The 8,941-nt window shown below is 65.3% G+C and carries 7 protein-coding genes and 1 pseudogene; 3 read left to right on the forward strand and 5 right to left on the reverse strand.

Annotation, left to right across the window (positions count from 1 at the left end; translation table 11 throughout):
- Positions 1–116: 116 nt before the first annotated feature.
- A complete protein-coding gene (locus QZ186_RS10725; protein WP_296416748.1) occupies positions 117–1,469 on the reverse strand; it encodes a glutamine synthetase family protein in 1,353 nt (450 codons plus the stop codon).
- Between the two features lie 59 nt (positions 1,470–1,528).
- Positions 1,529–2,425 (reverse strand): carbohydrate ABC transporter permease, encoded by an 897-nt coding sequence (locus tag QZ186_RS10730; protein ID WP_247478665.1) that lies wholly within the window; start codon positions 2,423–2,425, stop codon positions 1,529–1,531.
- 44 nt (positions 2,426–2,469) lie between these two features.
- On the opposite strand from QZ186_RS10730, the gene recQ reads away from it, so the two are divergent.
- The gene (recQ, locus tag QZ186_RS10735; RefSeq protein ID WP_296416749.1) at positions 2,470–4,287 is read left to right on the forward strand and encodes a DNA helicase RecQ; all 1,818 of its coding nucleotides are present in this window, start codon (positions 2,470–2,472) and stop codon (positions 4,285–4,287) included.
- A gap of 25 nt (positions 4,288–4,312) precedes the next feature.
- Complete coding sequence (aroB, locus tag QZ186_RS10740; RefSeq protein WP_296416751.1) at positions 4,313–5,431, forward strand: 3-dehydroquinate synthase; 1,119 nt, start codon at positions 4,313–4,315, stop codon at positions 5,429–5,431.
- Here the strand turns inward: aroB and QZ186_RS10745 are convergent.
- Positions 5,428–6,513, reverse strand: coding sequence for an SAM-dependent methyltransferase (locus QZ186_RS10745; RefSeq protein WP_296416753.1), 1,086 nt, complete (start codon positions 6,511–6,513; stop codon positions 5,428–5,430). The two genes, aroB and QZ186_RS10745, sit on opposite strands and share 4 nt — an antisense overlap.
- Before the next feature lie 141 nt (positions 6,514–6,654).
- On the opposite strand from QZ186_RS10745, the gene QZ186_RS10750 reads away from it, so the two are divergent.
- The gene (locus QZ186_RS10750; protein ID WP_296416754.1) at positions 6,655–7,482 is read left to right on the forward strand and encodes a TPM domain-containing protein; all 828 of its coding nucleotides are present in this window, start codon (positions 6,655–6,657) and stop codon (positions 7,480–7,482) included.
- Positions 7,483–7,493: 11 nt separating this feature from the next.
- Here the strand turns inward: QZ186_RS10750 and QZ186_RS10755 are convergent, their stop codons facing one another.
- Positions 7,494–8,399, reverse strand: coding sequence for a glycoside hydrolase family 104 protein (locus QZ186_RS10755; protein WP_296416755.1), 906 nt, complete (start codon positions 8,397–8,399; stop codon positions 7,494–7,496).
- 253 nt (positions 8,400–8,652) lie between these two features.
- A pseudogene (locus QZ186_RS10760) lies at positions 8,653–8,941 on the reverse strand (hypothetical protein); the annotation flags it as partial.

An 8,941-nucleotide genomic window follows, 5' to 3' on the forward strand; every position in this document is an offset into this window, starting at 1 on the left:
TCCCCCGGGGAAGAACGCCGCGCCAATGGCATGGGCGAAGTAGCCATACACAGCAAAGTCAAACCACTCGACCGTGTTCCCGAGCGCCGCAGCGATCGGGAGAGCTGGGCGTTGCATCAGGCCAAGCCTCCGACCAACGGCCACCAACAACAGCTGCTGATCTGCTCCTCCACAGGGAGCTGCTGCACCCTCTGAATTTCAGCGGCCAGGCTGTCCAACAGGGATCCATGCAGCAATGGGCCCATGGCGGCCTCCAGCACCTGATCAGCCGCCAAGGCGTCACGGGCCTCGAGCAGGCTCGACGGCAAACGTCGAGCCGAGAATCCCGGGGCAGCCGCCGGGTCACCGATCTGCGCTGGCGGCAGAACTCGCGGACGCGCAAGCGCCTCCTTCACTTGGGCTTGCAAAGCCCCTAGCAGGAGATAGGGATTCGTCGTTGGATCGACCGCCTTGATCTCGAGATGCGCGGCAGAACCATCGGCAGCACTCGGGACAAGACGGAGGGCGGCTTCTCGGTTTTCCACACCCCAGACCTGAAAGGGAGCCGACCAACTGCTCGGGACCAAGCGCAAATAGGACACAGGGGAAGGACTGGCCAGGGCCATCAGAGAGGGCAACTGCTCAAGCAAGCCCGCGATTAACGCTTCCCCCTCCGGTTTCAGGCCATGGGAGCCCTCTCCCCCTTGAAGGATGGGGCCCTGGTCATGGAGAACGCTGAGGTGCAGATGACCGCCATTACCCACCCAATCCAGACGGGGTTTGGCACTGAAACTGCTGTACCAACCAAATCGCCTGGTCACCCGTTGGATCACCAAGCGAGCGCGAATCAGATGGTCGGCAATGGTCAGGGATCGATCGGGCGCAAACGACAACTCGAATTGGGACGGTCCGTATTCGGGATGGAACTGCAGCCAAGGAACCTCGGCGTCATCCAGGGCCTTGAGCAGGGCCGAGGCGTAATCCAAGCCCTCGATCAACCGATCCGCGCCATAGGGCCCACCAGGAAGAACGGCCTGCGGCGTTCCGTCTGCCCCAGGAACAACGACGACCCACTCCAGTTCAAAGCCGGCGCGAAGCCGCCAGCCGGAGTCCTCGAGCTCCGATTCCATCCGTCGGCAGAAGTGACGTTGATCCGCGGCGTAGGGGCCGGTCTGGCGATCCCAGCGCTCTCCCGCGGCCCAAGCCCAGCCGAGCTGTGGTTCCAGCATCGCCAAGGACTCCAGATCAGCCCGAAGCCTTAGATCGCCATCGGGGCGAGCCAGGCGATGGGCCCCATCAATCACGCCATCGGAGCGAAAGGCATCCGACACCGGTGAGAAGCCGACACCCTTAGCGATGGCATCGGGCAGGTGGCGCAAGGGCACCACTTTCACCAGGGTCTCCCCGGCATGGTTGTCCCAGGTCACGGCGACCTGCCGCACACCTGCCGCGCTCAGACGTTCCAGAACCGAGTCGACCGCAGCAACCATGACCCATTTCGAACGCTCTCCAAGGATGCGTGCGATTGCTGCATTCGTCTGCGCCGCCCCTAGGTCAAGCCGCGGTCGCCGGCGAAGGCAAAGCGAACGAGCGAGAGCAACAGGACAATGACGAACAGGGCCAGGCCGACCGTGCAGGCGTAGCTGATCTCCAGCTCGGCAAAGGCCTGGTCGTAGACGTAATAGACCAGGGTCTTGGTGCTGTTGGCGGGTCCCCCCTGGGTCATCAAATAGACCTCCTCAAAGACCTTTGTGGCCGCAATCGCTGAGATCACCGCCACCAAGGTGACGTAGGGACGCAGCAGGGGCAGGGTGATGTCGAGGTGCTTGCGCCAACCCTCACTGCCGTCGAGCTCCGCCGCTTCGTAGAGGTCAGCCGGGATCCCCTGGAGACCGGCCAGAAAAATCACCATGTAGTAGCCCAGGCCCTTCCAGAGGGTCACGAGCATCACCGCTGGAAGCGCCAGGAGTGGGTTGGTCAGGAAACCAATTGGCTCAAAGCCAGGACCCAGGAGGCTGCCGAGCCAGCCATTGATCAGACCGTTCTCGGCGTAGAGCCAGCGGAAAGCGATGGCCGCCACCACGATCGAGACCAGAACCGGGGTGTAGAAGGCCGCGCGAAACCAATGGATGCCTGGGAGCTGACGGTTCACCAGCACCGCCAGGGCCAGGGCACCGAGCACCACCGGCGGGACCACACCAAACAAATAGGCCAGGGTTGTCCCCAGGACCTTGAAGAACATCGGGTCCGCCAGCAGGCGGCGCACGTTGGCCAGCCCGACAAAACGCAGCGGTTCACTGACATCGAGACCGGTCTGGGTGAAGCTCATCACCAGGGCCATCACCGCTGGGATGAGCACCGACAGGGAGATCAGCAGCAACGCCGGCGCCAGGAAAGCCCAGGCGGTTGAGGAGGAGGCACCGGTGCGGAGGGAACGCTCAGCCATATCGCGCCATTGTGGTGGATCTTTTCCGATCAGCCAGGCGCCCCATGCCCAGTCCAAGCAGCCGCGATCCGCTGGAGGTGCTGCAACGGGTGTTTGGCTACGCCAGCTTCCGCGGCCCACAGGAAGCCATCGTCCGCCACGTGATCGGCGGCGGATCGGGTCTGGTGCTGATGCCCACCGGCGGTGGCAAATCCCTCTGTTATCAGGTCCCCGCGCTCTGCAGCCCTGGGCTGGCGGTGGTGATCTCGCCACTGATCGCCCTGATGCAGGACCAGGTGGAGGCGCTGCAGCAGCTCGGGATTGCAGCCGCCGCCCTGCACTCCGGCCTCGAGGCCGGCGAGAGCCAACGGGTCTGGCGTCAGCTCAGCGACGGCCAACTGGATCTGCTCTATGTCTCACCGGAGCGGCTGCTCAGCGGTGATCTGCTGGAGCGACTGGGGTCCATGCCGCTGGCCCTCTTTGCCATCGATGAGGCCCATTGCGTCTCGCAGTGGGGGCATGACTTCCGGCCCGAGTACCGCCAACTCGATCAGCTCGCGCAGCGCTTTCCCCAGGTGCCGCGGCTGGCCCTGACCGCGACCGCCGACCCGCGCACCCAGCTCGACATCCGCGAGCGCCTGCAGCTGCAGGAGGGCGAGGTGTTTCTGGCCAGCTTCGATCGCCCCAACATTCGCTACCTCCTGCGCCACAAACAGAGCGGTAACGCGCAGTTGCTGCAGTTCCTGGCGGAGCACCGCGGCGAATCGGGGATTGTCTACGCCCGCTCCCGCAGCCGGGTGGACCGCATCGCCGCAGAACTCAAGGCCGCTGGCTTGGATGCCATCGGCTACCACGCCGGCATGGATGCCGAGGCACGGCGCGAGGCCTTGCAGCGTTTCCGCCTCGGCAGTGGTGTGGTCGTCGTGGCCACGATCGCCTTCGGCATGGGAATCGATAAACCCGACGTGCGCTTTGTGGCCCACGTGGACCTGCCCAAAAGTCTCGAGGCCTACTACCAAGAAACCGGCCGGGCCGGTCGCGATGGCCTAGCGGCGGTGGCCTGGATGGCCCACGGCGGAGGCGACATCCCGCAGCTGCGCCGCTTCATCGACGACTCCGGCGCCAGTGAGGAGCAGAAACGCATCGAGCGCGGCAAGCTCGATGCCCTGATCGCCTACAGCGAAGCCAGCGGCTGCCGGCGTCAGGTGCTGCTGCGCCATTTCGGTGAAGAGCTTCTCGAGCCCTGCAACAACTGTGATGGCTGCCTGGAGCCCCAGCAGCGCAGCGACTGCCGCGTCGTGGCGCAGAAGGCGCTCTCAGCGGTCTATCGGACAGGGCAGCGCTTTGGCGCGGGCCATGTCGTGGACGTGTTGCTGGGCGGCAACACCGAGCGCATCCGCTCGCTCGGGCACGACCAGTTGAGCGTGTACGGGATCGGCAAGGAGCTGGACCGGGGCCAGTGGCGGGCCCTGCTGCGGCAGCTGGTGAGTCTTGGGGCCCTCCATTCCCCGGAGGACGCCAAGGGGGGGCTGTGTTTCGGTCCGCCCGAGCTGGTGCAGCCACTGCTCAGGGGCGAGCAGGAGCTGGAGCTGGTCCTGCCGCCGCCAGCGAAGGAGCAACGGCGCCGCAGCATCCCGAGCGATGCGGCAGTGGCAGCGGATGACCCGCTGCTGGCGGCCCTGAAGAGCTGGCGACGCGAGCAGGCGCGTGAGCAAGGCGTACCGCCCTATGTGGTGTTCCACGACCGCACCCTGGTGGAGCTGGCGGCGCAGCGGCCCGCCTCCCTCAGCGAACTCGCCGGCGTCAGCGGCATCGGCAACGCCAAGCGTGAGCGCTATGGCACGGCCCTGCTGGAGGTGCTCACGGCAGCAGGCGACCGATAGCCTCAAGCGACAGCAGCGTTGTTCCATGAGCGCCACGGCCGCCGCGATCCGCACCATCGAGGTGGCGCTGAGCGCCAATCCCTATCCCGTGGTCATCGGCCGAGGAGCGCTCTCGACCCTCGGTGAACAGATCCTGGGCCAAGGCATCAAGGCGGGCACCAAGGTGCTGATCGTGACCAACCCCGTGGTCCATCAGCACTACGGGGCGCAAGCCCTGGCCAGCCTGGAGGCCGCCGGGTTCAACGCCAGCCAGCTGGTGATCGAAGCCGGGGAAGACCAAAAAACGCCAGCCACCGTGGGGCTGATCCACGACGCCGCCTTTGCCCGCAAGCTCGAGCGCGGCTCACTGATCGTGGCCCTCGGCGGTGGTGTGGTGGGGGATATGGCCGGCTTTGCGGCGGCCAGTTGGCTGAGGGGAATCGCGGTCGTGCAGGTGCCCACCACCCTGCTGGCCATGGTGGATGCCTCCATCGGCGGAAAAACCGGGGTCAACCATCCCGGCGGTAAGAACCTGATCGGCGCCTTCCACCAACCGCGCTTGGTGCTGATCGATCCCGAGACCCTGGCCACCCTGCCGGAGCGTGAGTTCCGCGCCGGCATGGCGGAAGTGATCAAGTACGGCGTCATCGGCGACCCCGAGCTGTTCAACGAACTGGAGGCAGCCGGGGACCGCCTGGCCTCGATGGACACCCTTCCAAGCGCGTTGCTGCAGAGCGTGCTCGAGCGCTCCGCTGCCGCCAAAGCCAAGGTGGTGGCCGCCGATGAGCGCGAAGGCGGCCTGCGGGCGATCCTCAACTACGGCCACACCCTTGGCCATGTGGTCGAGGCCCTCTGCGGCTATGGCACCTATCTCCATGGCGAGGCCGTCGGGATCGGGATGGTCGCCGCCGGGGAACTCAGCCTGGAATTGGGGCTCTGGAGCGAGGAGGATCAGCGCCGTCAGCGAGCCGTGATCAAAGCGGCGGGTCTTCCCATGGTCTGGCCCGAGCTTGATGCCGAGGCGGTCCTGCAGTGCCTCCAAGGGGACAAAAAAGTGCGCGAGGGCCGCGTGCGCTTTGTCCTGCCGACGGGCCTGGGCCACGTGGAGATTCGTGATGACGTGAGCCCCGAGCAGGTGCTCGCGGCCCTGAAGCGCTGCCGCTAACTCAAGGGCGGGTCCTGCAGAAAGTACGGCTGCTGGCTTGAGCCTGGCGAACGCGCAAAGGCCATCCAGCGGAAGTCACCCAAGGCCGCAGGATCCACGAAACGCAGCAGTGCTTCACGCCGACTGAGCAGTTCAGCCAACTCCGATGGTGCGCCCTGCTGCAGCGCATGCAGGCGCTGGGCCAAGCCCAGCGCCAACAGGGCTTCGCCCTGACGGCGTTGACCGAGGGGGGTCCAACCGGCCGCCAACGCTGAGCGCTCCAAGGTCTCCAAGCAAAGGTGGGCCGTGAGGTCCCACTGGCCCGGCTCCAGCAGCGGGTCATCACTGGCCTGCTGGTTGCGGTAGGCCATCAATGTGCCCCGGCTGCGCTGCGCTGCGTAATAACGCCAGGCCTCATGGGCGTAGTCGATCACGAGCAACTGACCGCTGCTGAGGGACTGGGCGGCCTGCTCAAGCCAGGGGCGCAAACCGACATGCAACTCCGTGCACCAACCGTCCGGACGCTGGGGCCCAGGGGTCAGGGCCTCCAGCTCCTGACGCAGTGCGTCCTCGAGTACAGGCCCAGCCGCAAGCCGCAGGACAGCAGCACCATCGGCGCCCGTCTCCAGCGCCACCCCCTGCAGGCACCAGCGCTCGTTGTGCCAGATGACCCGCTCCACCGCCAGGGCATCCAGCACCTCATGGGCAAGCATCACGCCAGAGCGGGGGCTGGCTTGGAGCTCGGCAAAGGACTGCCAGCGGCAGCGCAGCGGTGCATCGGCCAACAGGCCCCGTTGACGCTCTGCCATCCCGGGGTTCGGCTCCACCAGGACCAACTCCAATCGGACCACCAGCTCCGGCGCCTCCCGGGCAATCCCCTGCGCGAGCTGAAGGGCCAAGTGGCCTTCCCCAGGCCCGGTCTCGATCAGGGCTAAGGGGGCTTCGGCCGGCTGCTGCTGGAACCACTGCAACAGCTGCGGCAAGAGCAGCTCTGCAAAATCAGGACCAAGGGACGGGGAGGTGGCGAAATCCCCTGCTGGGCCAACGCGCAGCCGCCCAGCCCCGTAGGCGCCATGGACGGGGTCATGGAGAGCCCAGTCCATGTAGGTCCTGAACGGAACCCAGCCCCCGGCTGCCGCCAGTCGCTCTGCCAGCCAGACCGGAGCTGAATGCAGAGAGGAAGGTGCAGAACTCACGGCGCTGAGGAGGACTCAGGGAGAATGCTCGCCACTGAAGCAGGTGCCATGTTCGAGCCGCGTGCAGCCCAAGCCCTTCGCGGTTGGCTGGTGGGCCTGGCCCTCGGCCTGGTGCTGCTGCTGGGCTGGGGGGCCGCTCCAGCCTGGGCCTACGACAATCCGGACCTGCTGCCCGATCACCCCACACCGGTGATCGACCTGGCCAAGATCCTCACCGACAACCAGCGGGCGGCACTCGAAGCCGAAATCGACGATTTCGAAGCCGTCAGCGGCTGGAAGCTGCGGGTCCTGACGCAATACGACCGCACGCCAGGCCTGGCGGTCAAGGATTTCTGGGGCCTCGATGAGCGCTCCCTGCTGCTGATTGCTGATGAGCGCGGCGGCAACCTGCTCAACTTCAACGTGGGTGATGCGCTGTTTGCCCTGATGCCCCGCACCTACTGGGTGGAGCTGCAAACCCGCTTTGGCAACCAGTACTACGTCCGCGACCACGGCCAGGATGCGGCGATCCTCGATTCACTCCACACGGTGAAGGGCTGCCTTGAAATTGGCGGCTGCCAGGTGGTGCCCGGCCTGCCGCAGGAGCAATGGCTGCTGACGCTGGCCACCTCGATCCTTGGGGGCTTGATCGTTGGTTTTGCGGCCTACCCCCGCAAACCGGAGCACAGCGTGGAATGGGCCTGGGTGCTGCTGCTCTCCCCCCTCTGGGTGATCCTGTTCGGGGTGTTCGGGGTCGCACCGATCATCACCCGCACCTCCGAGCTGTTGCCGCTGGTGCGCAACGCCCTGGGCTTTGTCGGGGCGATCGCCGTGGCTTACCTGATCGCGCAGAACACGATCGGAAAGACCAGGCTGAAGGAGGGCGACCAGGGCTAAGGAGCCCTGGGTTAGATCCCCAGGCTCTTGGGCTTGGGACCGATGCGATCGAGGGCCTGAAGACGGCAGCGCAGGGACTGCACCGGCTCACAGGTGGGGAGCTCAACCACGGGCTCCTGAGGAGCTTCCGCCAGGGTTTTCAGCTGGGCGAGGCTCTGCTCGTAAAAGGCCTTAAGGGCGGTGTAGCGCTTCACCGGTTGGCCGTAATAGCTGTATCCGGCCAGGGTCGGAAACGAGGCCCATTCCGGCGCCAACTTCGCCGCCAACTGGGGGGTGAACTCGCCACGATCGGCTAAAGCCAGGGCCCCGCGGCGCTGGATCAAGAACAGGGCCGCCTGATCCTGCACGTGGGGACCAAAGCCGGCCAGACCAAGCTTCTGACTGGCCATCGTCCAGGTGAAGGGCATGAACTGATAGGCACCCGCAGCGGCGCTGGCGTAGCGACCGGAATAGATCACGCGGTTGGGATGGCGCTCCAGTCCGCCCATCAGACCGCCACCAAACATCACGCGGTAACCGAGATCTTCACCACGGGCCCAGGTGCCCTCAGCGAACCGGATCGTGTTCAGCAGGGCACGGCGCTCGGGCGTGATGACGTAACGGAAGGGACCGCCGGGGCTGATCGTGCCGTCATTGCCATCCAGCATGGCCAGCCTTGAGCGGGGCATGGCAGGAGCCCGAGGCACCGGAGGGAGGGCCGGCAACAGGCTGACGTCACTGGACTCGCTGACCTGGGGCTTGAGCTTGCCGGCATCGGCAAGGGCAGGCAGCGGAGCCAGAGCCAGGGCAACGCCGGCCAGGGAGAAGAGAGGAAGGGCGAGGGTTGAACAGACAGAGCTCGAAGGAGCAATCGACTTCGAGGGGATCTGAGTGGTCAAACCAACAAAGGCAAAGAGCAGCGCACGGAAAAGGGACACCCTGGAGGGTGCACGACCTGCGCACCGAATCAAAAAGCTGTCTACGTGGGGCAGGAAAGCTATTTCCTGCCGAGGTATGGCAACTAATTAATTGGATGCAGAGAGTTTGCCTATCAAACCGTCAAACAGGCAAGTCATTCATACCAGTGCAATAACCGTCCACCAGCATCAAGAACTGCGCGACCGTGTTCGCATCACTCTTAATCACAGTTTGTGGTGACAAAAAGAACAAAAGGCTGAAAGTTTCAGCAGATCAGCACCTCAAGTCCGAAGCCAAGGCGATCAGGAGCCGAGCCGCCTGATCGGCCCCATCGGGAGACAGGCCGGATCCGCTGGCCGGGATCAACGGCTGATCCAGCTGCCATTCCCCTCTCTCCAACTGCGCCCGGCTCAACAGGCGATGGGGAGCATGCCGTTGCAGCGCGTCCTCGAGGACCTGGGCCTCAGCAAAGCCCTCGCGATGGACCAGGTGAATGCCAAGCCCCAGGGCCATGGCCTCACAGAAGGTGCTGTAGCCGGGCTTCGTGATCACGCGCGTGCAG

It is taken from the genome of Vulcanococcus sp. DEBay_Sum29NL08_54, assembly GCF_017859255.1.
GTDB lineage: Bacteria > Cyanobacteriota > Cyanobacteriia > PCC-6307 > Cyanobiaceae > Vulcanococcus.

Bases quoted from the DNA above. Each gene is read 5' to 3' on its own strand.
- QZ186_RS10725 (WP_296416748.1), bottom strand. From the start codon at position 1,469: ATGGTTGCTGCGGTCGACTCGGTTCTGGAACGTCTGAGCGCGGCAGGT.
- QZ186_RS10730 (WP_247478665.1), bottom strand. From the start codon at position 2,425: ATGGCTGAGCGTTCCCTCCGCACCGGTGCCTCCTCCTCAACCGCCTGG.
- recQ (WP_296416749.1), top strand. From the start codon at position 2,470: ATGCCCAGTCCAAGCAGCCGCGATCCGCTGGAGGTGCTGCAACGGGTG.
- aroB (WP_296416751.1), top strand. From the start codon at position 4,313: ATGAGCGCCACGGCCGCCGCGATCCGCACCATCGAGGTGGCGCTGAGC.
- QZ186_RS10745 (WP_296416753.1), bottom strand. From the start codon at position 6,513: ATGGACTGGGCTCTCCATGACCCCGTCCATGGCGCCTACGGGGCTGGG.
- QZ186_RS10750 (WP_296416754.1), top strand. From the start codon at position 6,655: ATGTTCGAGCCGCGTGCAGCCCAAGCCCTTCGCGGTTGGCTGGTGGGC.